Below are 23,628 nucleotides of genomic sequence, written 5' to 3' on the forward strand. Positions count from 1 at the left end.
CCCGTCGGACGCTTCTCACCGGCGGCCGGCGGCATGACGTCCACGGACGTCTGCCCCGACATCGGAGAGGCGCGGTCTCCGGATGCCGCGTGCCCGACCGATCGCGACGACGCCGAAGGCGAGAGCGATGATGGCCACGGCGATGACCACGATGTAGACCGCGACGCTGCCCCATCCCCCGGTACTCGGATCGAGGAACGGGTAGGGGTACCAGAAGGGCGCGCCGGTCGTCGGGTTGGTGATGAGCGGCGCGCGCAGCAGCGTGTACACGATCCAGGCGACCGGGAAGATCGCTGCCGCGAATGCCGCCGACCAGGGCAGGCGCCTCCGGCCGGGCCCGACGAGCACGTCCAAGAGCAGGAAGAGCGGGCCCCACACGTGCATGATCTCGTTCGACCAGGCGACCGTTTCAGGCTGCAGGGGGATGCCGCGTAGCAGCAGGTTGTAGACGATGCCGGTGACGATCATGTAGGTCGACACGAACGCGAGGGCCGTCGCCAGGGCGGGCGGATCGACCTCGACACGACGGCCGCGTGCGAAGAAACGGGCGCCGAGCCACGCGATCACGATCGCGGACGAGACGTTGGAGAGGATCGTGAAGAAGCTGAAGAAGTTGGCGACCACCGTCGCGACATCGCGGCCGCGCGCAACGGCTTCGGCCGTCGACGATGCGAACTGTGCTCCCACCGCGACGAGGATGAGTACGGCGACGGTCACGCGCGCCGCGTTCCACCCGGTCGCCCATCCGCGCGATCTCTGCATCGCCCCAGGCTAATCAGAGCCCGGATGCCGCGGGGAGGGGTTGCGACAGCCGTCGCGTCTCGGCTCTCGCGGCCTCGCATCCCCATCATCTGGGGCGTCCGGCCGCACGTCGGCTGCATTGTTCGGGTCGCGAAATGCGCCTTTTATTTAGTACGCTCGTGCTAACAATGCAAAGATGCTGGAAAGGCGATCATGATTCTGGTGGCAATCCTCGTCTGCGAGGTGGCTTTCTGGATTGCGATCCTCGCGGGCCTGACTGCTCGATACGTCCTTCGCCGCCCCAGGCTCGGAGGAGCCCTGCTGATCGCCGCTCCGATCATCGACGTGGTCCTGCTGGTGCTCGTGACGGTCGATCTTCTCCGCGGCGGAACCGCTTCCTGGCACCACGGCCTGGCCGGTCTCTACATCGGGATATCCATTGCCTACGGACACCGCATGATCGGGTGGATGGATGCCAGATTCGCCGCGCGCTTTCGTGGGGTTGCCGCGGCCGGCGCCGCTGTCGGGCGCGGCGTACGCGGTCGCCTGCTGGAAAGACGTGGCCCGTACGCTCCTCGCCGCCGTGATCACGGCCGCCATCCTCGGGGGGCTTATCGTCGTGGTCGCCGATCCCGCCCGCACGGCCGAGTTGCTCGGCATCTTCCCCGTCCTCGGAGTCATCGTCGTCGTCGACCTGCTCTGGGCGATCAGTTACTCCCTCTGGCCGAAACGTGCCCGCGCGGCGGAGGCAAGATGAACTATGCCCCGCCTCATCGACCATGACGCCCGCAACGACGAGATTGCGGCGGCCGCGTTCCGGGTTCTGGAACGCGAGGGCCTGACCGGACTCTCGGTGAGGAAAGTCTCAGATGAAGCCGGGATCGCCACCGCATCCCTGCGGCGCGCGTTCGCGACGCAAGATGCTCTGCGCCAGTTCTGCTTCGAACGGATACGCCACGCCGTCACGACCCGGTTGAGTGCTGTGACGGGCACCGCCCGAGAGCGCGCTCTGCAGGCGATGAAGGAGCTCCTCCCTCTCGACGACGTACGGCGGACCGAACTCGTGGTGCAGATGCAGCTGAGCCGGCTGGCCGAGACGGACGAAACCATGCGGGGACATGCCAGAGACCTCCATGACGGTGTCGGTCGCGTGTGCGCGGCGGCGCTGGGAGGCATGTCGAAGGCGGGCCTGCTGGCAACCGACGTCGATCTGGATCTCGAGACGGCTCGGCTCCACGCGCTCCTCGACGGGCTCGCGCTTCATCTGTTGTGGAACGCTTCCCGCGACCCTGGCGACGACGCCGAGAGGGTGCTCACGCGGCATTTCGACAGCCTGGGCGAGTGAGGGTGCGCGGATGCTGTGCAAAACGCACGGCTGATGACGAACTCCCGACCGACTACCGGCGGTTCACGTCCCTGTGACCTCTTCTTGTCGGTGGCTGCGCCCGCGGAGGCCGCACGATCCGCATCCACGGTGGGACTTTCCTCGTCTTGATGCATGCCCCGGTGCTCGCACCGGCTCCGCGCGCGCGTCGATCGCGTGGCGCGACATCATGCGCACCTCGGGTCCGCAGCTTTCGCGCGGGGCGTGTCGCACCCGCTCGATAGGATGGGGTGTACCGCCGGAATCAGACGCGAGGAGCGCACATGCCCGGAATCGTGATCGTCGGCGTCCAGTGGGGCGACGAAGGTAAGGGCAAGGCCACCGATCTGCTCGGTGAACGAACCGACTGGGTGGTGAAGTTCAACGGCGGCAACAACGCCGGGCACACCGTGGTCATCGGTAACGAGAAGTACGCGCTGCACCTGCTGCCCAGCGGCATCCTGTCCCCGGGGGTCACCCCCGTGATCGGCAACGGGGTCGTCGTCGACCTCGAGGTGCTCTTCAACGAGCTCGAGGCTCTCAACGCGCGCGGCCTCGACACGAGCCGCCTCAAGATCAGCGCCAACGCGCACATCATCACGCAGTACCACCGCACCCTCGACAAGGTCACCGAACGCTTCCTCGGCAAGCGCATGATCGGCACCACCGGTCGTGGAATCGGTCCGGCCTACGCCGACAAGATCAACCGCGTCGGCATCCGCGTGCAGGATCTCTTCGACGAGAACATCCTGCGGCAGAAGGTCGAAGGGGCACTCGACCAGAAGAACCACCTGCTGGTGAAGATCTTCAACCGTCGTTCGATCACGGCCGACGAGATCGTCGAAGACCTGTTGGCGTACGCCGAGCGCGTGCGTCCCATGGTCGCCGACACGTCACTGCTTCTCAACGACGCGCTCGAAGCGGGCGACGTCGTCGTCTTCGAGGGCGGGCAGGCGACCATGCTCGACGTCGACCACGGCACCTACCCCTTCGTCACCTCGTCGTCGGCGACGGCCGGCGGGGCATCGACGGGTTCCGGAGTGGGCCCCAACAGGCTCGACCGGATCGTCGGCATCGTCAAGGCCTACACGACCCGCGTCGGCTCGGGTCCGTTCCCGACCGAGCTGTTCGACGAGAGCGGCGACTGGCTGCGCTCACGGGGCTTCGAGTTCGGCACGACCACGGGTCGCCCGCGCCGGGTCGGCTGGTACGACGCCCCCATCACGCGGTACGCGACGCGCATCAACGGCATCACCGACCTCGTGCTGACCAAGCTCGACATCCTCGGCGGTCTCGAGCAGATCCCGGTGTGCGTCGCCTATGACGTCGACGGCGAGCGGTTCGACGACCTGCCGGTGAACCAGACCGACTTCCACCACGCGAAGCCGATCCTCGAGTACTACCCCGGTTGGAGTGAAGACATCTCCACCGCCCGCACGTTCGACGACCTGCCGCAGAACGCGCAGGACTACGTGCTGGCGCTCGAGAAGATGAGCGGCACGCGCATCTCCGTCATCGGCGTGGGCCCGGCCCGCGACCAGGTGATCGTGCGTCACGACCTGATCGACTGATGCGTTTCTGGGTCGGCGCCTACGCCCCCGACACCGGGTCGGCGGAGGGCATCGGCATCCTGCAGGCGGGGGGAGCGCGACGCGCTCGGTGCCGGTGGCCTCCTCGGCATGGTCGCGACCGCGGCCGAGGTACCCGGGTCGCCGTCGTGGGTGGCCGCCCACCCCTCCAACGACGACATCGTGTACGCCGCCGTCGAGTTCGACGGTACTGTCCAGGCATTCCGCCGTACGAGCGATACGCGGTTGACGCCTCTCGGCCCGCCCGTCGAGGCCGGCGGTGCGGTCTGCCACGTCGCAGTCTCGCCCGACGCGTCGTTCTTGATCGCGAGCTGCTGGGGCGACGGACGCATCGTCCGCATGGCGCTGGACGCACAGGGCCGACCGTCGGGCCCGGTGATCTGCGCCGAAGCTGCCGATCCCCACGGATCCTCGTCCGAGCAGGGCAGCATCTCCACCGGTGCCCGGGTGTCGGGCGCCGTCGTCCCCGACCTCGCGGCGGCCGCTCGCGCGCTCCGAGAGGCCGCGGGCGACGAGTACTCCCACCTCGTCCCGGACTACGACGACGTTCCCCCTCACCGACGCGGAGTCCGAAGAGGCTGCCGCCGGGGCACGCGTCTCGCGAGCCCACCAGGCGGTGTTCCTTCCCGGAGGTCTCATCGCGACGACCGACATGGGATTCGACCTCGTGCGGTTCTGGCGCCAGGTCGACGACGGCCTGCGTCTCGTGCAAGAGGTCGTCCTCCCGAAGGGCAGCGGCCCGCGGCACGGGCTCTGGCATCCTTCGGGTCATCTGTACGTCGTGACCGAGCTCAGCTGCGAGGTCTTCGTCCTGGGGGCCGACCGCGCCGGGCGCTGGCACGTGCTCTCGGGCCAGCCGCTTCTCGGCACCCTCGACACCGACACGGCCGCCGAGCTCTCGGCCAGCCGTGACGGGGCCACGATCTACGCCGGGGTCCGCGGCAGCGACACCGTGGGTGTGCTGTCGGTCCGCGGTCACGGTGAGGAGCTGCAGCTGCTCGCTCTCGCCGAGACGGGGACGCACTGGCCCCGACATCACGTGGTCGTCGACGACACGCTGCTCGTGGCGGGCCAGCTCGCGTACGAGATCGTGTCGCTGCCGCTCGACACCCGCACCGGCATCCCGGGCCGGGTTCGCCACCGCACCCCGTCGCCGTCGCCGACGCGCCTGCTGCCGATGCGCTGAGCGGGTGCGTGCGGGCCGCGCGCGAATGCGCCTCGCGTCCGTCTGCGCGGGGGTTCGGCGTTCACGAGCGCGGCGTCTCTGCGTGGGGCGTCACGCGGCGAGGGCCCGGCGGCGGTCCCATCACGCGCATCGAACACGCATAAACGCGATCAGCGCCCGGAAACGCGAGGACAGCGTGTTTCTGCGCGCGGAGAGCGTTTCTGCGTGGGGGAGCGGCGCCGCTGGGCGGCACTGCCCGGCATCCGGGGCGCGGCGGGTTTCGCGCCTACCGACACGCATAAACGCGATCAGCGCTCGGAAACGCGAGGACAGCGTGTTTCTGCGCGCGGACAGCGTTTCTGCGTGGGGAGCGGCGCCGCTGGGCGGCACTGCCCGGCATCCGGGGCGCGGCGGGTTTCGCGCCTACCGACACGCATAAACGCGATCAGCGCTCGGAAACGCGAGGACAGCGTGTTTCTGCGCGCGGACAGCGTTTCTGCGTGGGGAGCGGCGCCGCTGGGCGGCACTGCCCGGCATCCGGGTCGCGCCGGGTTTCGCGCCTACCGACACGCATAAACGCGATCAGCGCTCGGAAACGCGAGGACGGCGTGTTTCTGCGCGCGGAGAGCGTTTATGCGTGGTGGCGGCGCCGCGCCGCTCTACTTCTTGGCATCCTGTCGCGGGATGACGATCTGCTTGACGATCAGCAGGACCGAGGCGGTCACGGGGATCGCCACGAGCGCTCCGAGCAAGCCGAGCAGCGTGCCACCGACGAGGGCGCCGATCACGACGAGGGCACCCGGGATCGAGATCGTGCGGTTCATCACGCGGGGCGTGAGGAGATATGCCTCGATCTGCATGTACACCAGATAGACGATGGCGAAGATGAGTCCGGAGGTCGGACTGACGATGAGCGTGAAGACCGTCGCGGTCGCCCAGAACAGCACCGAGCCCACCAGCGGGATGAGCGTGATGCCGAACGCGAGCGCGGCGAGCAGCGCCGCGAAAGGCTGGCCGAGGATCGTCAGGACGATGAAGGCGAAGACCGCGTTGCACAACGCCAGCACGACCATGCCGGCGAGGTAGCCACCGACCGAGTCGGTGATCTGGCCCGTCATGTCGGCGACCGTCTCGCGGCTGCGGGCGGGGGTCAGGCGCACGAGCGAGTTCTTCATCTTCGGCAGGGATGCCAAGAAGTACAGGCTCAAGACGAGAACGATGATCGCACCCGAGATGAAGGTGCCGATGCTCACACCGACCTGCAGGAGGCCACCGCCGATCGCGGCGATGTTGGCGGGGTTCGTGGCGAAGCCCTGCACCTCCTTGAGGACGTCACCCAGGCTGTCGCCGAAGTTGTTCTCGACCCACCGCACGGCGTCGCTGTCGATGAGGTCGTTCACGAAGGTCGGGATGTCGCCGACGAACTGCTCGATCTGGCGCACCACCGGCGGGATGAGCAACCACAGGGCGCCGGCGAGGATGACGGCGAGTCCGCCGAACACGATCACGATCGACCACGCGCGTGCGAGCCCACGGCGCACGAGGAAGCGCACGAGCGGGTCGAGGGCCAGGGCCACGAACAGGGCGATCGCGATGTAGACGAGGACCGTCGAGAGGTTCGACAGGGCGAGTCCGAGCAGGATCGCCGTCAAGCCGCCGAGGGTCAGGAAGAACCCGGCGGCGTAGGGGCGCGAGAGGGCGGACCAGACCGGCTTGTCGCGCGAGGTCGCGGCCCCGGCGTCTGCGCCTTCGGCGGTGGGGTCGGGGCGCGTGGATCGGCTCATGCTCACACTGTAGGACTCCCTGAGAGTCGTCCTCGGGCGCCTGCGTCGACCGGTAGGGTCGGAGCGATTGAGGAGGACACATGACCGAGGCCGATCCTTCGACGATTCTGCAGGGGCTCCGCGGCAGTATCGACAACATCGACGCCGCCCTGATCTTCCTGTTGGCGGAGCGCTTCCGCTGCACCAAGCAGGTCGGCGTCCTCAAGGCGAAGCACGGGATGCCGGCATCCGACCCCTCTCGCGAAGAGCAGCAGATCGCGCGGCTCATGCAATTGGCCGAGCAGGCCGACCTCGATCCCGCGTTCGCGGAGAAGTGGTTCAACTTCGTCGTGGCCGAGGTCATCCGGCACCACCGGTCGGCCGCGGCGCAGCCGGACGCCGACTGACGCGTCCTCCCTCGCCGCGGAGGCGCGCAGGGGGTCGGCGACACGCCCGGGCCCGCATCGCGGCGTCGGCCGTCGTGGGTGTCATCAGCGTCTCCCCCACACGCGCACGCGTGCCACAGGGCAACCGAGACCGCAAGCTCACGGGCGATTTGCCAGGGATTCCATCACCGTGAAACGTTGGTGGAGGTCCGATTTCGGACCGCCCACCAGACCAGTCCGCGGTCGCCGGTGACGACTCGGGGGAGTCGGCCCGGCGAGCGTACGGTCGGCGGCCTGAGCGTCGGATCCGATATCCGACGCTGACGTGCTCCACCCCCGGAGAGCGCCGACGGCTGCCACCCGGGCGTGACCGCTGCGGCCACCCGAGGCCGCTGAGGTGCACACAGTGACCCATCCGCCTGCCTCCGCGGCGCCCGCTCTCGCCGCCAAGAATCTCTTCAAGGTCTTCGGCCGCGCCCCTCAGGCCGCCGTCGACAAGCTCCGCTCCGGCGCCCGTCGCGAAGATGTGGCCGACGACGGGACCGCCGCCGTCATCGACGCCAGCTTCGAGGTGCTCCCCGGCGAGATCTTCGTCATCATGGGTCTCTCCGGCTCCGGCAAGTCCACGATCATCCGCATGCTGAACGGCCTGCACGAGGCCACCGCCGGCACCGTCGAGGTGAAGGGCGACGCCCTCACCGGCGTCGGCGCCTCGCGCCTGCGTTCGCTTCGACGCGACCGCCTCGCGATGGTCTTCCAGCACTTCGCGCTCCTGCCGCACCGGACGGTCGCGGCGAATGTCGCGTACCCCCTCGAGCTCCGGGGCGTGGGCAAGGCCGAGCGCCTCGCGAAGGCGAACGAGATCCTCGCGCTCGTCGGCCTCGAGGGCTGGGGCGACAAGCTGCCCTCCGCTCTGTCCGGCGGGATGCAGCAGCGCGTCGGCATCGCCCGCGCTCTCGCCGCCGACACCGACATCCTGCTGATGGACGAGGCGTTCAGCGCCTTGGATCCCCTCATCCGCCGCGAGATGCAGGAGCAGCTGCTCGAGCTGCAGCGGACGCTGAAGAAGACCATCGTCTTCATCACCCACGACCTCAACGAGGCGATGTTCCTCGGTGACCGCATCGCCGTCATGCGCGACGGGCGCATCGTCCAGATCGGCACGCCCGAGGACATCCTCACCGACCCGGCGAACGACTACGTCGAGCAGTTCGTGCAGGACGTCGACCGCGCTCGCGTGCTCACCGCCGGCAACGTCATGGAGCGCCCGCGCCCCCGTGTCGACGCCTCCGCGGGCCCTCGCACGGCGCTTCGCCAGATGCGCGACGCCTACATGTCGGCCGTCTACGTCACCGATCGCGATCGCAAGCCGCTCGGCATCATCACCGACCGGGATGCCATCAAGCTCGTGCGTGCCGGCGAGAACTCGCTGCTCGGCAAGCTCAAGCCGCTGCCGCAGAGCGTCGGCGTCGACGACGTGCTGATGAACCTGTTCGTGCCGTCGGTCGAATCGCCCCTTCCCCTGGCCGTCCTCGACGCCGACGGTCGCCTCGCGGGAGTCATCCCGCGCGTGACGCTGCTCGCCGCTCTCGGCCCCGGTCCCACCGCCACCGAGGAGATCACCGTGCTGCCCCAGCCCCTTCCCTCCGCCGAGATCGACGCGGCGCTCGACGGGACCCCCGTCGATGCCGGGGTCCCGGCATCCGAGACCGAGGAGGTGCGCTGATGGATGGTTTCCGCATTCCGGTCGGCTCATGGGTGGATGCCGGTGTGGACTGGGTCCGCGACAACCTCTCGGGCCTGTTCGACGTCGTCGCCCTCATCGTGCGCTTTCTCGTCGGCGGGCTCAGCGACGTGCTGCTTGCCGCTCCCATCGTCGTGGTCATCATCGTCGCGGCGGCTCTCGCGTGGCTCCTGCGCTCGTGGAAGCTCGCTCTCGGGACCGTGATCGGCTTCGCCCTGATCCTCGCGATGGGCCAGTGGGTCACGGCGATGCAGACGCTGGCGCTCGTTCTCGTGGCCACCATCGTGGCCGTGGCGATCTCGGTGCCGTTGGGGATCTGGTCGGCACGCAACGCCACCGTCCGCGCGGTGCTCAAGCCGATCCTCGACTTCATGCAGACGATGCCCGCCTTCGTCTACCTGATCCCGGCGATCACGTTCTTCAGCATCGGTGTCGTACCCGGCGTGGTCTCCACCGTCATCTTCGCTCTGCCCCCGGGGGTGCGTCTGACCGAGCTCGGCATCCGCGGGGTCGACTCCGAGACCGTCGAGGCGGGACACGCGTTCGGGGCCACCCCCGGGCAGATCCTCCGCGGCATCCAGCTCCCGCTCGCGATGCCCACGATCATGGCGGGCGTCAACCAGGTCATCATGCTCGCGCTGTCGATGGCGGTCGTGGCCGGCATCGTCGGGGCCGACGGCCTGGGTAAAGAGGTCGTGCAGTCGATCTCGACGGTCAACCTGCCCAAGGGCGTCGAGGCGGGCCTGAGCGTCGTCGTCCTCGCCGTGTACCTCGACCGGCTCACTGCTGCCCTCGGCAACCGGGCCGACAACCGCGGTTCGTTGCTGGGCGTGCTGGCTCGGCGCCGGGCCGTGCGTTCCGCCGCGGCCGTCACCGCCGGAGCCACTGCGGCATCGCACGTCGACACCACCTCGGCGGATGCCGCGAGCGAGGCCGAGCGCGAGAAGGCCTCGCCGCGTCGCGCGCCGGTGTCGTCGGGGCGCTGAGTCCCGGCATCCCTCCCTCGTTCTCCGGCGCGAGGGGTCGATTTCCGTCGCACAGGCGAGCTCTCGGCGACAGCGAACGACCCCTCACCCGGGGAAGCACCCACGGAATCACATACGAAACGGAAGAGAACACAGCAATGAACAAGCGACACCTCACCTCTGCTCTCGCCCTCGGCGCCGCGGGCGCCCTGCTGCTCGGCGGCTGCGCCAGCGGGAACATGGCCGAAGGCGGCTCGGGCGACGGCGGCGAGAAGGGCACGATCACGCTCGGCTTCCTACCCTCGTGGACCGACGGTCTCAGCACGGCCTACCTGCTGGAAGACCAGCTCGGCAAGCTCGGCTACAAGGTCGAGATGCAGACCCTTACCGAGGCGGGCCCGCTCTACACCGGTCTCGCCCAGGGCGACGTCGACATCTACCCGTCGGCCTGGCCCGAGCTCACGCACAAGTCGTACATGGACCGCTATGGCGACAAGATCGAGGACCTCGGCGCGTATTACGACAACGCCAAGCTCACGATCGCGGTGCCGAGCTACGTCGACATCGACTCGATCGACCAGCTCAAGGGCAACGCCGCGCGCTTCGACGGCCGCATCTACGGCATCGAGCCGGGTGCCGGCCTCACCACCCAGACGCAGGAGACCATGCTTCCCGGCTACGGTCTCGACGGCGAGTTCGAGCTGGTGACGTCCTCCACCGCGGCGATGCTCACCGAGCTCGACAACGCGATCGCGGCGAAGAAGGACATCGCCGTGACGCTGTGGCGTCCGTTCTGGGCCAATGACGCCTACGACGTCAAGGACCTCGAAGACCCGCAGGGCCTCATGGGCGAACCCGAGGCCCTCCACTTCCTCGGCACCTCGGGCTTCGAAGAGAAGTACCCGGATGCCGCTGAGTTGATCAAGGGCATCCAGCTCGACGACGAGCAGTACGGCTCGCTCGAAGACCTCGTGGTCAACGAGTACGGCGAGGGCCGCGAGGCCGAGGCCGTGGACGCCTGGCTCGAGAAGAACCCCTCGGCGTTCTCGACGCAGCGCGACTGACCTCTCGCTCCACGACGCCCCCTTCGCCCTCGAGGTGAAGGGGGCGTCGTCGTGGGGGCTTCGTCGTATGGGCCCGTTGGCCGCGGGTTCACTCGATCGCGTGAGCTCTCGTAAAACGCGTGATGAAGCCGGGGTGGTCGGCGGGCATCGCCAGCACCGAATCGGGCGTGCGTCCAGCGAGCTGGGGAAAGCCGGAATCGGCGACGAGGTCGTCGTCGAGCACGTCGAGCTCGGCGCTGACGAGCGGCCAGGGCTCGTGCGCGTTCGCGGCCCAGATCGTGCGGCCGAGGTGTCGCTCGTGGAAGCCCCAGCGGGCGGTGAGGAAACGCGACAAGGGGGTGTCGACCGTGTCCGTGCCGAGGGTCGCCCGCACCCGGGTCGCCGGATGCCGCGCCCCGTGGCGCCGAGACCGGAACTCGATGCGCGAGCCCTCGGTGCGCACCCCCGTCCGGGCCCAGCGGTACGGCAGGCCGAATAGGGCGCGCGCGGCGAGGACGGGAGCGAGGTGCTCGGCCTCGAGTGTGCGGAACACGACCCCGCGGCGGCCGTGATCGTCGACGGCGTAGGTGCGGACGTTGATCTCGGTGAAGGTCCCGAGAAGCGGCACCGGCGGCAGCGGGAGGAACCGGAACTCGCTCAGCACGAACGGCACGAGACCCACCCACGCGGAACCGTCGTGCACGTCGGGGCGGGTACCCGGCGGCAGGAGCGGCGCGACCTCGGCCGGATCGACGCGCCAGTGCACGAAGACGGCGCGATTCCAGCGCTGCGCGATGACGGCGCGTCCGGGCAGGTCGGGGGAGTGGCGCTCGGTGATCACCGGGTCATTCTGGCCCTGCCGCCCCGGCGCGGAGGGACACTGGACAGATGGCCCCGTCATCTGGTGCAGATCCTCGGCTCGTGGCATCCATCCGCGAACTGCTCGCGGCGCGCGACGCTAGCAAGACGATCTGCCCGTCGGAGGCCGCCCGCGCGGTCGGCGGCGACGACTGGCGCGACCTCATGCAGCCCGCACGCGATGCGGCGCACTCGCTGGTCGAGCGGGGCGAGGTCGAGGTGACCCAGAGGGGCGAGGTCGTCGACGTCACCACCGCCCGGGGGCCGGTGCGGATCCGTCGCGCGCGCTGAGGCGTGTGCTGCGGCTTTCGTGGAATCGGAGATTCGCATTGAAATCGGATGCCAGGGGTCTCGGCATCCGATTCTGCTGCGGTTCTCCGATTTCGGGGCGCACCAGCCCCCGGACGCGAGCGCGGTCAGGCGGCCGAGCCGGGCGCGGTCTCGGCCGGGGGCGCGGATGCCGGGGGCGCGGTCGCTGTTCGCGGGAGTTCGAGGGCCACCTTCTTCTCGAGCACGTCGACGGCCTCGTTGGACAGCAGGATCAGTCCGTCGAGCTCTTCGCGGACGCGCTTGTAGGCGAGCTGGCGTTCGTTCGGGGTGGCGGCCTGGTCGGTCGCGACGGTGAGCAACTGCTTCGCGGTGTCGAGGCGTTTGCGTTCGTCGGGGGTGAAGGCCGCGTCCTTCACGCGGCGCGCGTCGCGCTCGGCCACCTCGAACGCGACCTCGTAGTCGGTGACGGCGTCGCGGTATTCGCGCAGCCGTTCGGGCGTGAGCGTCTCGCCGTCGTCGGGACGCAGATTGTCGGCCGCCTTCTTGGCCCGGAGGAACGCGGCGGTGAGGGGCTGACGCCCGTCGCTCATCGCGGGGTAGGAGATGAGCTTGGACGCGTCGAGCTCGTACTCGAGCCAGCGGTGGGTGACGGCATCCTGTGCCGCGATGATGCGCTGCTGTCCATCGGCGGCGACGGTGCTCGTGGGTGCGACGGCGACCGCGCCACCCTGTGCGCGGATCAGCTCGAGCTGTTCCCGGTGGCGGCGGCGGGCGGTGACTTCGCGGTGCTTCACGCGCGCGTTGACGGCTCCCATCGTCATCCCGAAGAGGGGGAAGACGAGCCACCAGTAGCTACCGGCGAAGGTCCAGAAGTGCTCCACAGCGTCATGCTACGCCGCTCCTCCCAGCGGTTCTCAGGAAGACGACGTGGGCGGCCGATCGCGTGCGGGAGGAGGCCACACCGGACCGGACCGCGGCGGGGGGCCGCCGGCATCCGGAGTCTTCTTCTGCGCGCGTCTAGCACCGCGCTCGCTCCAGTTGCGGGCGGCCGCGCGGCCCATCGACTCCATCGAGCGGGCGAGGGCGCGCTGGGCCGTCTCGGCCAGATCGGATGCCATGCGACTCCATGCGTCGTTGCCCTCGACGCTCGGCTGCTCGCCCTCGTTGCGGCGCGCCGCCCGCTCGGCGCGGTCGAAGGCGTGGGAGGCGCGGCGCACGGCGTCGCGATAGGCGAGGAAGTCGGCCGGCTCGAGCCGCGTCTGCACCGACGCGGGGCGCAGCCACTGCGCCTTCTCGTGCGCGCGCAGGAAGTCGGCGAGAAGGGGCCAGCGGGAGTCGCTCATCTGCGGATAGTCGATGGCGAGACCCGGGTCGGTCTCGTACGCCATCCACCGCGCGAGGATCGCGTCGTGCTCGGCCAGCAGACGGGCGACGGGCAGCGGCGCGCTGCCCGAGCGGATCGCCGGCAGCATCGCCTTGGCGGCCTTCACCCCGGCGCGGCGGGCGCGCACTTCGGCCATCGCGGCCCGCAAGTCGCGCTGCGCGTCGGTGAGGCGGCCGCGAGCCGCGGAGACGGCGTCGGACGAGACCCGGGATGCCGCCCGCTCGGCCTGGGCGCGGACAACCTCGGCGTCGGCGACCTTGACGTCGGCGCGTCCGCGGGTGACGGCGGTGCGCGCGACCTGGAGGTCGAGCACGGCGGCGTCGAGTTCGAGGCGGCGCGCGGCGGCTTTGCCGAGGGGACGCGTCGACCAGGCGCGGACGGCTCGACCGGTCGTGGTCGTCGCACCGGCGGGAAGCGCGTGCTGGCGCGAACGGCGCACGCCGAGCCAGCCGACGGTGCCCGCACCGGCCGCTGCCGGGCCGATCCACCACCAGTCGACCAGAAGGGCCATCAGCGGTTCCACGGTCCCCATGCTATGCCGGGCCTCCGACAGCGGGCTGGGCGTCGGGCCGGAACCCGCAGCGGTCAGCCCGCGTGCACCACCGTGCGGGGCCGCTCCGTCGCCCCGGCGGCTCTCCGCGGCAGGAAGTGGCTCCTCACGCGAGGATCGGGCGGCCTCAGCCGAGGATCAGCGAGATCACCGTGGCGCCGCCGCCGGTGAGCACGAGCGCGCCGATCACGATCCACGCGGTGATCTTGACGCGCTTCTGACGCTGGTCGCTGAACACGGTCATGTCGTCGTCGTCATCGGTCATCGCGCGTCTCCTCTCGAGGTGCCGGGGGCGGGGGTGGGGCGGGAGGCCTCAGACCACCGGCTCCGAGACGGTCGGCCCGAAGACGGCGGGCAGCGTCTCGGTCGACAGGCGGCGCAGCTCCGACACGGGGACGGTGAAGACGTCCTGGATCTCGAGGGATGCCTCGGTGCCCGGCTCGACGTCGGTCACGCCGATGCGCAGCACCGGGTAGCCGCGGCCGTCGCACAGGCCCCGGAACTTCACGTCTTCCTCGCGGGGGACGCTGACCAGCACGCGGCCGGTGGACTCGCTGAACAGGGCGGCCGTGGCATCCACACCGTCGCGCTCCATGAGCTCGGTGAGCCAGACGCGCGCGCCGACGCCGAAGCGCATCACGCCCTCGGCGAGGGCCTGCGCGAGGCCGCCCGACGACAGGTCGTGCGCGCTCGAGACGAGCGACTGCGAGCCCGCGGCCTGCAGCAGTTCGGCGAGCTTGCGCTCCTGTGCCAGATCGACCTTCGGCGGGCGCCCGCCGAGGTGGTCGTGGATCGTGCCGGCCCACTGCGAGCCGTCGAGCTCATCGGCGGTGACACCCAGCAGGTAGAGGTTCTCGCCGGCATCCTGCCAGCCGCTCGGGATGCGCGCGGCGACGTCGTCGATGATGCCGAGGACGCCGACCACGGGGGTCGGATGGATGGGCTGGTCGCCGGTCTGGTTGTAGAACGAGACGTTGCCGCCCGTGACCGGGATGCCGAGCTCGAGGCAGCCGTCGCTCAGACCCTCGACGGCCTGGCTGAACTGCCACATGACCTCGGGGTTCTCGGGGCTGCCGAAGTTGAGGCAGTCGGTGACGGCGGTGGGCACAGCTCCCGTGACGGCGACGTTGCGGTACGCCTCGGCCAGCGCCAGCTTCGCACCGTTGTACGGATCGAGCTGGTTATAGCGGCCGTTGCAGTCGGTGGCGATCGCGAAGCCGAGGCCGGTCTCTTCGTCGACGCGGATCATGCCGGCGTCGTCGGGGAAGCTCAGCGCCGTGTTGCCCAGCACGTAGTAGTCGTACTGGTTCGTGATCCACGAGGTGTCGGCGAGGTTGGGGCTCGCCACGAGGGTCGTGAACTGGTCGCGAAGGGTCTCGGTATCCGTCGCCCGAGAGAGCTTTGCGGCGGAATCTGCCTGCAGGGCGTCGATCCAGGTGGGGTAAGCGACCGGGCGCTCGTAGACGGGGCCATCGACCGCGACGGTCGAGGGGTCGACGTCGACGATGCGCTCGCCGTACCAGTCGATGACGAGGCGGCCGTCGCCGGTGACCTCGCCGAGGACACTGGTCTCGACGTCCCACTTGCCGACGACGGCGAGGAACGCGTCGAGCTTCTCGGGCGCGACGATCGCCATCATGCGCTCCTGCGACTCCGACATGAGGATCTCTTCGGGAGTCAGCGAGGGGTCGCGCAGCAGCACCTTCGAGAGTTCGACCTTCATGCCGCTGTCGCCGTTGGCGGCCAGCTCGCTCGTCGCGCACGAGATGCCCGCGGCACCGAGGTCTTGAATGGCTTCGACCAGGTTGTCGCGGTAGAGCTCGAGGCAGCACTCGATGAGCACCTTCTCGGCGAACGGGTCGCCCACCTGCACCGCGGGACGCTTGGTGGGTCCGCCGTCGGCGAAGGTGTCGGATGCCAGGATGCTGGCGCCGCCGATGCCGTCGCCGCCCGTGCGGGCACCGAACAGCACGACCTTGTTGCCGACGCCGGTGGCGTTGGCGAGCTTGATGTCTTCGTGGCGCATGACGCCGACCGCGAGGGCGTTGACGAGCGGGTTGCCCTGGTAGACGGCGTCGAACACCGTCTCGCCGCCGATGTTGGGCAGGCCGAGGCAGTTGCCGTAGAACGAGATACCGCTGGTCACGCCGTGCACGACGCGCGGGGTGTCGGGGTGGCCGATGGCGCCGAAGCGCAGCTGGTCCATGACGGCGACGGGGCGCGCGCCCATCGAGATGATGTCGCGGACGATGCCGCCCACGCCGGTCGCCGCACCCTGGAAGGGCTCGATGTAGCTGGGGTGGTTGTGCGACTCGACCTTGAAGGTGACCGCCCAGCCGTCGCCCACGTCGACCACGCCGGCGTTCTGGCCCATGCCGACCATGAGGCGCGTCTTCATCTCGTCGCTGACCTTCTGGCCGAACTGACGGAGATAGATCTTGCTCGACTTGTAGGAGCAGTGCTCGCTCCACATGACCGAGTACATCGCCAGCTCACCGCTCGTGGGGCGACGGCCCAGGATCTCGCGGATCTGGGCGTACTCGTCGCTCTTGAGGCCGAGGGCGCCGTACGGCTGCTCTTTCTCGGGCGTGGCGATCGCGTTCTCAACCGTATCGGCGAGGGCGGTACGGGCGGCGGGGTTCGGGGTGGTCACGCGGCTGAGCTCCAAGATCGCAGGGGCCGGACGGGAGTCAGTCTAGTTGGGTCCACCGACATGCCCGGGGTCGATGGCAGCCGGGGGCATAACCTCAGCGATCCGCGGAAAGTCAGCCGGGTTCCCCGCATTCGGGCTGAGGATGTGCGGATCGCCGAGGTGTGGAGGTGGCTCGGGCAAGATGGACGGGGCTGCACCGTCCGCAGTCAGCGGAGGAAAGACCATGCGCATCGTCATCGCCCCCGACAAGTTCAAGGGCACGCTGACCGCGCGTGAGGCGGCGGATGCCATGGCCCTGGCTGTGCGCGAGCGGTGGCCCGGCGCCGAGATCGCGATCGTGCCGATGGCCGACGGGGGAGACGGTACTCTCGACGCCCTGGGCGGGGCGAACGTCTCCGACGAGGTGACCGGACCGCTCGGCGAACCCGTGCGTGCCGCCTGGCGGCTCGACGGCCGAGCCGCCGTGATCGAGTCGGCGGCGGCATCCGGGCTCGTCCTCGCTGGGGGTACGGAGGCCAACGACTCCTGGGGCGCGACGACACGGGGCGTCGGCGAGCTCATCAGGCTCGCCCTCGACTCGGGGTCGGTCCGGATCGTGGTGGGGACCGGCGGCGTCGCCGCGACCGACGGCGGCCGCGGCGCGATCGAGGCGCTGGGCGACCACGTGCCGTTCGCTCCCGGGCAGGTGACGGTGCTCACCGACACGACCACGACGTTCGTCCACGCGGCCAAGGTGTTCGGTCCGCAGAAGGGCGCCGACGCGGCACTCGTCGAGCGCCTGACGGAGCGATTGCGGGCGGATGCCGCGGACTGGGCCGAGCGCTTCGGACTGGACGTTTCGATCGTGCCGAGGTCGGGGGCCGCCGGTGGTCTGTCGGGTGCTCTCCTCGCGGCCGGTGCAGAGGTCGTCGACGGTGCGGCCTACGTCGCGCAGGCGCTCGAGCTGAGCGAAGCGCTCGCCGAGTCGGATCTCGCCCTCACCGGGGAGGGCACGTTCGACGCGACGAGCATCGCAGGCAAGGGGCCGGGGCACGTGCTCTCGGTCGCCGCGCGCCACCGGGTGCCGGCCATCGTCATCGCGGGGGTCGTCGCCGCGGATGCCGCCGGCTCGCGGGTCTTCTCGATGAGCGAGGTCGTCGGCGCCGAGCACGCCCTCACCGACCCTGCCGACGCACTGCGCGTCACGACGACGCAAGCCCTCTGGCAACTCGACCTCTGAGTCGTCGCTGCGGGCCCGCGCCCCGGTGGTCTCGGTAGCGGATCGACGCGTCTGCGTCGTGGGCCACTGCCGAAACCGGATGACTCTCGGGCGACGGTCCGATTCTGTCGCGCGAACCCTGCGTCAGCCTCCGGTCTTCGCAATCCGCACCCGGATGTCTTTCATCAGCGGCTGGTCGCTCTGACGGCTGTAGTCGTCCGGGCCGAGCAGCACGTTCAACTCGGGGAAGTACCCGGCGGCGCTGCCGCGCGGGGTGTCGTACTCCAGCGCGCGGAACGCCGTGACACTGCGGACCGAGCCGTCGCGAGAGGTGGCGACGATGTCGACGAGGTCGCCCTCGGCGATGCCGCGCTCCTTCATGTCGCGTCGGTTCATGAACACCAGTTCGCGGATGTTGCGGACGCCGCGGTAGCGATCGTCGGCCGAGTAGATGGTGGTGTTCCACTGGTCGTGCGAACGCATGGTCTGCAGCACCAGCACGTCGGCCTCTTCGGGGATGACATTGGGCAGCTCGGCATCCGAGAACTCCGCCTTGCCGGACGGCGTCTGGAAGTCGCGCTCGCGAGCCGGCTGGGGGATTCGGAAGCCGTAGTGCTGGCGCACGAGCTCGTTGAATCCCTCGAACCCGGGCAGAACTTTGGCCATCGTGTCGCGGATGCGGTCGTAGTCGCCGACGTACCACTCCCACGGCGTCGCCGAATCGGGCATGGTCGCTCGCGCGATGCGCGCGATGATCTCGGGCTCACTCAGCAGGTGCGGCGACGCGGGCTTGCGGGATCCGAGCGAGAGCATGACGGAGCTCATGGCGTCCTCGGTCGAGATCGACTGGGGCCCCGTCTCTTGCTCGTCGCGCTCGGTGCGGCCGAGGCACGGAAGGATCAGGGCCTTCTTGCCGTGCGTGAGGTGGCTGCGGTTGAGCTTGGTGCTCACGTGCGCGGTCAACTCGCACCGGCTCATGCCCTCGGCGGTGAGCGTGGTGTCGGGAGCGGCGCGGACGAAGTTGCCGCCCATGCCGAGGAAGACCTTGAGGTCGCCGCGGTGCAGGGCCGCCACCGTGTGCACCGTGTCGAGGCCGGGCTCGCGGGGTGAGGTGATGCCGCACACCTCGTCGAGCTTGGCGAGCCAGTCCTCGGTGGGCTTGTGGTTGATGCCGCACGTGCGGTTTCCCTGCACATTGCTGTGGCCGCGCACGGGGGAGGGACCGGTGCCCTTGCGGCCGACGTTGCCGCGCAGCAGGAGGAGGTTGACGATCTCGCGCACGGTGTCGACGCCGTGCTGGTGTTGGCTCACGCCCAGGCACCAGCTGATGACACAGGCCCTCGAGGCGAGGTAGACGTCGGCGGCTGCGCGGATCTCGGCCTCTGTCAGGCCGGCCTGCTCGACCAGTTCGTCCCAGCTCGTCGCCTCGACGAGTGCGCGGTAGGCATCGAGCCCGGTCGTGTACTGATCGAGGAACGCCTGGTCGAGGGCGGTGGGGTCGGTCTCGGACGCCTCGAACACGACCTTGGCCATGCCGCGGATCAGCGCGAGGTCGCCGCCCGGGCGCACCTGAAGGTTCATCGTGCTGGTCGGTGTGCTGTGGAACGTCGCCATGTCGACGATCTCGTGCGGAACGATCGTGCGGGTGCCGGCGACCTCGCGCAGCGGATTGACGTGCACGATCTGCGCGCTGCGGTCGATCGCCTCGGCGAGGCTCGTGAGCATGCGCGGGGCGTTCGAGGCGGCGTTCACGCCGAGGATGAACAGTGCGTCAGCGTTCTCCCAGTCCTCGAGGTCGGCGGTGCCCTTGCCCGTGGCGAGGGATGCCGTGAGCCCGCGGCCAGACCCCTCGTGGCACATGTTCGAGCAGTCGGGGAGGTTGTTCGTGCCCAGTTCGCGCGCGAACAGCTGGTAGAGGAAGGACGCCTCGTTGCTCAGGCGGCCGGAGGTGTAGAACGCGGCCTGGTCGGGGGAGTCCAGTGCGGTGATCTCGTGGGCGATCATGCGGAACGCGTCGTTCCACGAGATGGGCACATAGTGGTCGGTCTCGGCGTCGTAGACCATGGGGCCGACGAGGCGACCGGCGTCCTCGAGCTCGAAGTCGCTCCACTGCGACAGCTCGCTCACCGAGTGCTCGGCGAAGAACTCCTTGCCGACGCGCTTATGGGTCATCTCCCACGTGACGTGCTTGATGCCGTTCTCGCAGATGTCGAGAGTGACGCCCTTGTCGTCGGGCCACGCGCACCCGGGGCAGTCGAAGCCGCTCTTGGGGTGGTTCATGGTGAACATGGCCTTGGTGCCGGCGACCGGCTGGCGCTGTTCGAGCAGCACCTTGCCGACGGTCAGCGCCGCGCCCCAGCCGGCCGCGGGGTGCTCGTAGGGACCGGTGCTCGACCACTCGCCGTCGATGCGCGGGCCGAGGCCGCCCTGGCGCGGTTCCTCGGTCATCAGTCCGAACGATTCACCCATGTTCACCCTCCGTGGATCTCGGCGCCGAGTCGGTGGCATCTACACACCGAGCGCTGGTCGTCAGCGTACGCTCGCCACCTTCTGGGTGGAGGGGGTTGTGGACGCCGCGGGCTCGGGTACACGGACACGGTCGGCGCGCGTGTAGAGGTTCATACTGTTGCCGCGCACGAAGGCGGCGAGGGTCAGCCCGGCGCGCTCGGCGAGTTCGATCGCGAGAGACGACGGCGCCGAGACGGCGGAGAGCATCGGGATGCCTGCCATGACGGCTTTCTGCACGAGCTCGAAGCTGACGCGGCCCGAGACCTGCAGCACCGTTTCGCGCAACGGGAGCCGATCGTGGAGTACGGCCCAGCCCACGACTTTGTCGACGGCGTTGTGGCGACCGACGTCTTCGCGGGCGACCAGCAGCTCTCCGGTGGTCGCCTCGAACAAGGCCGCACCGTGCAGGCCGCCGGTCTTGTCGAAGGTCTTCTGCTGCTCGCGCAGGCGATCGGGGAACGCGGCGACCTCGTGTGCCGAGACGGACAAGGGGTCGGTGGACACGTCGTACGTCGACACTTTCTCGACCGCCTCGATCGAGGCGGTGCCGCACACCCCGCACGAGCTCGTCGTATAGAAGGAGCGCGCGATGTCGGGGGAAGGCAGGGCCACACCCGGTGCGAGGGTGAGATCGAGGACGTTGTAGGTGTTGCCGTCGGCGCCCCCGGTGCCCGGCCCGCCGCAGTGGATCGCGCGGGCGAAGTCCTCGCCCCGGCTGATCACGCCCTCCGAGACGAGGAAACCGGCCGCGAGCTCGACGTCGTGCCCGGGCGTGCGCATCGTCACCGCCAGGGGCGTGCCGGCGACACGGATCTCGAGCGGTTCCTCGACGGCCACGGCATCCGGTCTCTGTCTGTTCACGCCGTCGAGCGTGAGGCGCGTCACGCGACGCGAGGCGGTCAGGCGGCCCATGTCAGGACCGAACCGGAGAGCTGGAGGGGGACATGGGTCGAGCGTACGCCGGGCCTACGACACCGCGGGGGCTCTTTCGCCACGAATCAACCGGTCGAAGGGATGCCAGCATGAGCCAGCTATGAGAGCGTGCACACCCTCGAGATCCTGCGGTTTCCGGCTATCCGCATTCACTCGAATACAGAATCGCGGAACTTTTTCAAGTCCGACGTGACGATTCCTCGACCCGGTACGTCTTAGTCATGTAGGCCGAAGCGCCCACCCCGGACACCCGGGTCCAGACATTCGAAAGGCACGGACATGGCTGAGAACGCCCCCACCACCCCCGCTGCGCAGAACGTCCCCCAGTCGGCGTCGCGCGTGAACCGTCCGCTCAACGGCCGCGGCCAGGACACTCCCGTCGAGGGCAAGACCTCGATCGCCGAGGGCGTCGTCGCCAAGGTCGCCGGCATCGCGACCCGTGAGGTCGCCGGTGTGTACGCCCTGGGTGGCGGCGGAGCCCGCGCGCTCGGCGCCATCCGTGACGCGATCAACGCCACCGATCTGACGCAGGGCGTCAAGGTCGAGGTGGGCGAGACGCAGGCCGCCGCCGACATCACGATCGTCGTCGAGTACGGCGCCCCGATCCAGGAGGTCGCCGACCAGGTCCGTACCCGCGTCGCCGGTGCCATCACCCGCCTCGTCGGCCTCGAGGTCGTCGAAGTCAACGTCGACGTGAACGACGTCCACATCCCGGGCGACGATAACAACGACGACGACAGCAACGAAAAGCGCGTCCAGTGAGCGCCTCCACCAAGGGCGCTCTCGCCGGCCTGGTACTGGCCCTCAGCGCTCTGATCTTCGGCTTCTGGGGCTTCATCCTCGTCGCCCTCTTCATGGCGATCGGCGTGGTCGTCGCTCGCATCACGGCGGGTGAACTCGACTTCGGCAACATCGTCAACGCCTTCAAGGGTCGGAGCACATCGTGACCACCGTCACCGCTTCCCCCGGGGTCGGCAACCGTACCGCGGTTGCCGGCCCCGGCCTCCCCGCCGGTCGGGTGACCATCTCCGACCGCGTACTGCAGAAGACGGCCGAGCGGGCCGCCGCCGACATCGTCGGAGTGGATGCCAAGAGCGTCCGCGTCGAGATCGTCTCGGCCCGCGACACCGCGGCGGTGCGCGTGACGACCCCGTTCCCCGTCCCCCGCCTCGACGACACCGAGGCCGTGCGCGCCGCGACTCCGGTGCTGGAGGCCGCGCGCGTCGCCCAGACCGAGCTGCGCTCGCGTCTGGCCCACCTGTTCGGGCGCGAGATCTCGCGCGTCGACCTCACCATCTCGGGTGCCTCCACCCCTCAGCGAAAGCGAGTGCTGTGATGACTGACACCGTGCTCCGCACCGTCGTGCGTCGCGAGACCCACTCGCCCCGCACCACCGCCATGCTCGTCGTGGTCGCGCTGTTGATCGTCGCCCTCGCGTACGCCGCGGTCGAGATCATCCTCAGCCTCTCCGGTGCCCAGCCCCTGCTGGTCGCCCCCGGTGAAGCGCTGAACGCCGTCGTCGCGGCACCGACCGCGCTCATGCCGGTCGCCTTCATCGTCGGCGGGGTCGTTCTCGCCGTCGTGGGCCTGATCGTTCTCGTCCTCGCGCTCAAGCCCGGCCGCCTCTCGCGCCACGAGATGTCATGGGGAGAACGTGCCGTCGTCGTCGACAACGGCGTCGTGGCATCCGCCCTCGCCCAGCACCTCAGCAACGAGTCGGGCATCGCCCGGGAGGACATCGTCGTGGGCGTCGCCCACCGCTCCGTCGACGTGACGGTTCGTCCCCCGGTCGGCATCCCGGTCGACGAGGCGCAACTGCAGCGCATCGTCGACGAAGAAGTCACCTCGTACAAGCTCTCGCCCGCCGTGCGCACGCACCTGCGCGTGCACCGACCCGACACCGAGGAGTCCCGATGAACGCGACGCGACGCGGTCTGAACCGCTTCCTTCTCTTCCTGGTCGCCGTCGTGCTGCTGGGCCTGGCCGCTCTCGCCCTCGCCGTCGGGCTGCTCCCGGGCGGCACGGACGCCTGGACCTCGGTCATGGGCGGATTCCAGGGCTGGCTCGAGTCGCTGGGCCGTGAGTCCGCGGGCTGGGGCGCCGTCGCCGCGATCGTGGTGCTGGTGATCCTGCTCGTCCTGATCGCTTCGGCCGCCGTGCGCGGTCGCCGCCACGCACCGTTGCAGTCCACCGGCAGCGCGAGCGACGAGGGACGCGTCACGGTCACGGATGGGTTCGCCTCCGAAGCGCTGAAGAACGCGCTGGGCGAGCGTGACGAGATCCTCTCATCGCGCATCACCGCTGGCGAGGTCGGCAAGCAGTCCGTGCTGCACGTGGCCGTGACGCCGCGCCAGAACACCTCGCCACGCGAGGTCGCCGAGCACGTCGACACGTTGGTCACGAACCTGGCCGCGATCACGGGCCAGAATCTGCGCGCCTACATCTCCATCCACTCGGGCCTTCGCGCTCGGCTCGCACGCGACAACACTCGCGTTCATTGACACCCCACGAGGAG

23 protein-coding genes and 2 pseudogenes are annotated in these 23,628 nt (G+C 69.5%); 16 read left to right on the forward strand and 9 right to left on the reverse strand.

Annotated elements, in window-relative coordinates:
• Positions 1 to 15: 15 nt before the first annotated feature.
• Complete coding sequence (locus tag QE416_RS05560; protein ID WP_307314244.1) at positions 16 to 762, reverse strand: Pr6Pr family membrane protein; 747 nt, start codon at positions 760 to 762, stop codon at positions 16 to 18.
• Positions 763 to 954: 192 nt separating this feature from the next.
• On the opposite strand from QE416_RS05560, the pseudogene QE416_RS05565 reads away from it, so the two are divergent.
• From QE416_RS05565 to QE416_RS05585, 5 genes and pseudogenes are all read left to right on the forward strand, one after another.
• Positions 955 to 1,498 (forward strand): annotated as a pseudogene (locus QE416_RS05565) (hypothetical protein).
• Between the two features lie 3 nt (positions 1,499 to 1,501).
• Positions 1,502 to 2,086: a TetR/AcrR family transcriptional regulator gene (locus QE416_RS05570; RefSeq protein WP_307314247.1), complete on the forward strand. Its 585-nt coding sequence runs from the start codon at positions 1,502 to 1,504 to the stop codon at positions 2,084 to 2,086.
• A 302-nt stretch (positions 2,087 to 2,388) separates the two neighbouring features.
• Positions 2,389 to 3,675 carry an adenylosuccinate synthase gene (locus QE416_RS05575; RefSeq protein WP_210075679.1) on the forward strand — a complete coding sequence of 429 codons (1,287 nt, stop codon included), beginning with the start codon at positions 2,389 to 2,391 and terminating at the stop codon, positions 3,673 to 3,675.
• A 108-nt stretch (positions 3,676 to 3,783) separates the two neighbouring features.
• Positions 3,784 to 4,038 (forward strand): annotated as a pseudogene (locus QE416_RS05580) (beta-propeller fold lactonase family protein); the annotation flags it as partial.
• Between the two features lie 271 nt (positions 4,039 to 4,309).
• Positions 4,310 to 4,879: a beta-propeller fold lactonase family protein gene (locus QE416_RS05585; protein WP_307314251.1), complete on the forward strand. Its 570-nt coding sequence runs from the start codon at positions 4,310 to 4,312 to the stop codon at positions 4,877 to 4,879.
• Positions 4,880 to 5,517: 638 nt separating this feature from the next.
• Here QE416_RS05585 and QE416_RS05590 read toward each other — a convergent pair.
• On the reverse strand, positions 5,518 to 6,642 hold the full coding sequence (locus QE416_RS05590) for an AI-2E family transporter (RefSeq protein WP_307314252.1): 1,125 nt from the start codon (positions 6,640 to 6,642) through the stop codon (positions 5,518 to 5,520).
• An 80-nt stretch (positions 6,643 to 6,722) separates the two neighbouring features.
• Here QE416_RS05590 and QE416_RS05595 point away from each other — a divergent pair, with 80 nt between their 5' ends.
• The 4 genes from QE416_RS05595 (at position 6,723) to QE416_RS05610 (ending at position 10,780) form a co-directional block, all read left to right on the forward strand.
• Positions 6,723 to 7,028, forward strand: a complete 306-nt coding sequence (locus tag QE416_RS05595; protein WP_210075684.1) for a chorismate mutase — start codon at positions 6,723 to 6,725, stop codon at positions 7,026 to 7,028.
• A gap of 385 nt (positions 7,029 to 7,413) precedes the next feature.
• Positions 7,414 to 8,733, forward strand: a complete 1,320-nt coding sequence (locus QE416_RS05600; RefSeq protein ID WP_307314256.1) for a glycine betaine/L-proline ABC transporter ATP-binding protein — start codon at positions 7,414 to 7,416, stop codon at positions 8,731 to 8,733.
• Positions 8,733 to 9,737 (forward strand): proline/glycine betaine ABC transporter permease, encoded by a 1,005-nt coding sequence (locus QE416_RS05605; RefSeq protein WP_307314257.1) that lies wholly within the window; start codon positions 8,733 to 8,735, stop codon positions 9,735 to 9,737. Before QE416_RS05600 ends, QE416_RS05605 begins: the two co-directional genes overlap by 1 nt.
• A 137-nt stretch (positions 9,738 to 9,874) precedes the next feature.
• Complete coding sequence (locus tag QE416_RS05610) at positions 9,875 to 10,780, forward strand: glycine betaine ABC transporter substrate-binding protein (protein WP_103207288.1); 906 nt, start codon at positions 9,875 to 9,877, stop codon at positions 10,778 to 10,780.
• Positions 10,781 to 10,868: 88 nt separating this feature from the next.
• Here QE416_RS05610 and QE416_RS05615 read toward each other — a convergent pair whose 3' ends face one another.
• Entirely contained in the window at positions 10,869 to 11,600 is a 732-nt protein-coding gene (locus QE416_RS05615; RefSeq protein ID WP_307314260.1) for a YqjF family protein, read from the reverse strand.
• Between the two features lie 80 nt (positions 11,601 to 11,680).
• On the opposite strand from QE416_RS05615, the gene QE416_RS05620 reads away from it, so the two are divergent.
• Positions 11,681 to 11,908, forward strand: a complete 228-nt coding sequence (locus QE416_RS05620; RefSeq protein ID WP_307314261.1) for a DUF3253 domain-containing protein — start codon at positions 11,681 to 11,683, stop codon at positions 11,906 to 11,908.
• A gap of 125 nt (positions 11,909 to 12,033) precedes the next feature.
• On the opposite strand, the gene QE416_RS05625 is transcribed toward QE416_RS05620, so the two are convergent.
• From QE416_RS05625 to purL, 4 genes are all read right to left on the reverse strand, one after another.
• Positions 12,034 to 12,768, reverse strand: coding sequence for a hypothetical protein (locus tag QE416_RS05625; protein WP_307314262.1), 735 nt, complete (start codon positions 12,766 to 12,768; stop codon positions 12,034 to 12,036).
• Positions 12,769 to 12,801: 33 nt separating this feature from the next.
• A complete protein-coding gene (locus QE416_RS05630) occupies positions 12,802 to 13,794 on the reverse strand; it encodes a hypothetical protein (protein WP_307314264.1) in 993 nt (330 codons plus the stop codon).
• 154 nt (positions 13,795 to 13,948) lie between these two features.
• Positions 13,949 to 14,086 carry a hypothetical protein gene (locus QE416_RS05635; RefSeq protein ID WP_307314266.1) on the reverse strand — a complete coding sequence of 46 codons (138 nt, stop codon included), beginning with the start codon at positions 14,084 to 14,086 and terminating at the stop codon, positions 13,949 to 13,951.
• Between the two features lie 48 nt (positions 14,087 to 14,134).
• Entirely contained in the window at positions 14,135 to 16,474 is a 2,340-nt protein-coding gene (purL, locus tag QE416_RS05640) for a phosphoribosylformylglycinamidine synthase subunit PurL (RefSeq protein WP_307314267.1), read from the reverse strand.
• A 223-nt stretch (positions 16,475 to 16,697) separates the two neighbouring features.
• Between purL and QE416_RS05645 the strand changes: the two genes are divergently transcribed.
• Positions 16,698 to 17,693 carry a glycerate kinase gene (locus QE416_RS05645; RefSeq protein ID WP_307314270.1) on the forward strand — a complete coding sequence of 332 codons (996 nt, stop codon included), beginning with the start codon at positions 16,698 to 16,700 and terminating at the stop codon, positions 17,691 to 17,693.
• 123 nt (positions 17,694 to 17,816) lie between these two features.
• On the opposite strand, the gene QE416_RS05650 is transcribed toward QE416_RS05645, so the two are convergent.
• Together QE416_RS05650 and fdhD are read right to left on the reverse strand one after the other, a co-directional pair.
• Positions 17,817 to 20,141: an FdhF/YdeP family oxidoreductase gene (locus QE416_RS05650; protein ID WP_307314274.1), complete on the reverse strand. Its 2,325-nt coding sequence runs from the start codon at positions 20,139 to 20,141 to the stop codon at positions 17,817 to 17,819.
• A gap of 60 nt (positions 20,142 to 20,201) precedes the next feature.
• Complete coding sequence (gene fdhD / locus QE416_RS05655) at positions 20,202 to 21,092, reverse strand: formate dehydrogenase accessory sulfurtransferase FdhD (RefSeq protein ID WP_307314276.1); 891 nt, start codon at positions 21,090 to 21,092, stop codon at positions 20,202 to 20,204.
• A gap of 300 nt (positions 21,093 to 21,392) precedes the next feature.
• Between fdhD and QE416_RS05660 the strand changes: the two genes are divergently transcribed.
• The 5 genes from QE416_RS05660 to QE416_RS05680 are packed head-to-tail and all read left to right on the forward strand — an operon-like array spanning position 21,393 to position 23,614.
• The gene (locus tag QE416_RS05660) at positions 21,393 to 21,875 is read left to right on the forward strand and encodes an Asp23/Gls24 family envelope stress response protein (protein WP_267788943.1); all 483 of its coding nucleotides are present in this window, start codon (positions 21,393 to 21,395) and stop codon (positions 21,873 to 21,875) included.
• The gene (locus QE416_RS05665; protein ID WP_103207258.1) at positions 21,872 to 22,060 is read left to right on the forward strand and encodes a DUF2273 domain-containing protein; all 189 of its coding nucleotides are present in this window, start codon (positions 21,872 to 21,874) and stop codon (positions 22,058 to 22,060) included. The genes QE416_RS05660 and QE416_RS05665 overlap by 4 nt, the downstream gene beginning before the upstream one ends.
• Entirely contained in the window at positions 22,057 to 22,449 is a 393-nt protein-coding gene (locus QE416_RS05670) for a hypothetical protein (protein ID WP_267788945.1), read from the forward strand. Before QE416_RS05665 ends, QE416_RS05670 begins: the two co-directional genes overlap by 4 nt.
• Positions 22,449 to 23,030 (forward strand): DUF6286 domain-containing protein, encoded by a 582-nt coding sequence (locus QE416_RS05675; RefSeq protein ID WP_267788946.1) that lies wholly within the window; start codon positions 22,449 to 22,451, stop codon positions 23,028 to 23,030. The genes QE416_RS05670 and QE416_RS05675 overlap by 1 nt, the downstream gene beginning before the upstream one ends.
• On the forward strand, positions 23,027 to 23,614 hold the full coding sequence (locus tag QE416_RS05680) for a hypothetical protein (protein WP_307314284.1): 588 nt from the start codon (positions 23,027 to 23,029) through the stop codon (positions 23,612 to 23,614). The genes QE416_RS05675 and QE416_RS05680 overlap by 4 nt, the downstream gene beginning before the upstream one ends.
• Positions 23,615 to 23,628 lie beyond the last annotated feature (14 nt).

It is taken from the genome of Microbacterium sp. SORGH_AS_0421 (assembly GCF_030818635.1).
Lineage (GTDB): Bacteria > Actinomycetota > Actinomycetes > Actinomycetales > Microbacteriaceae > Microbacterium.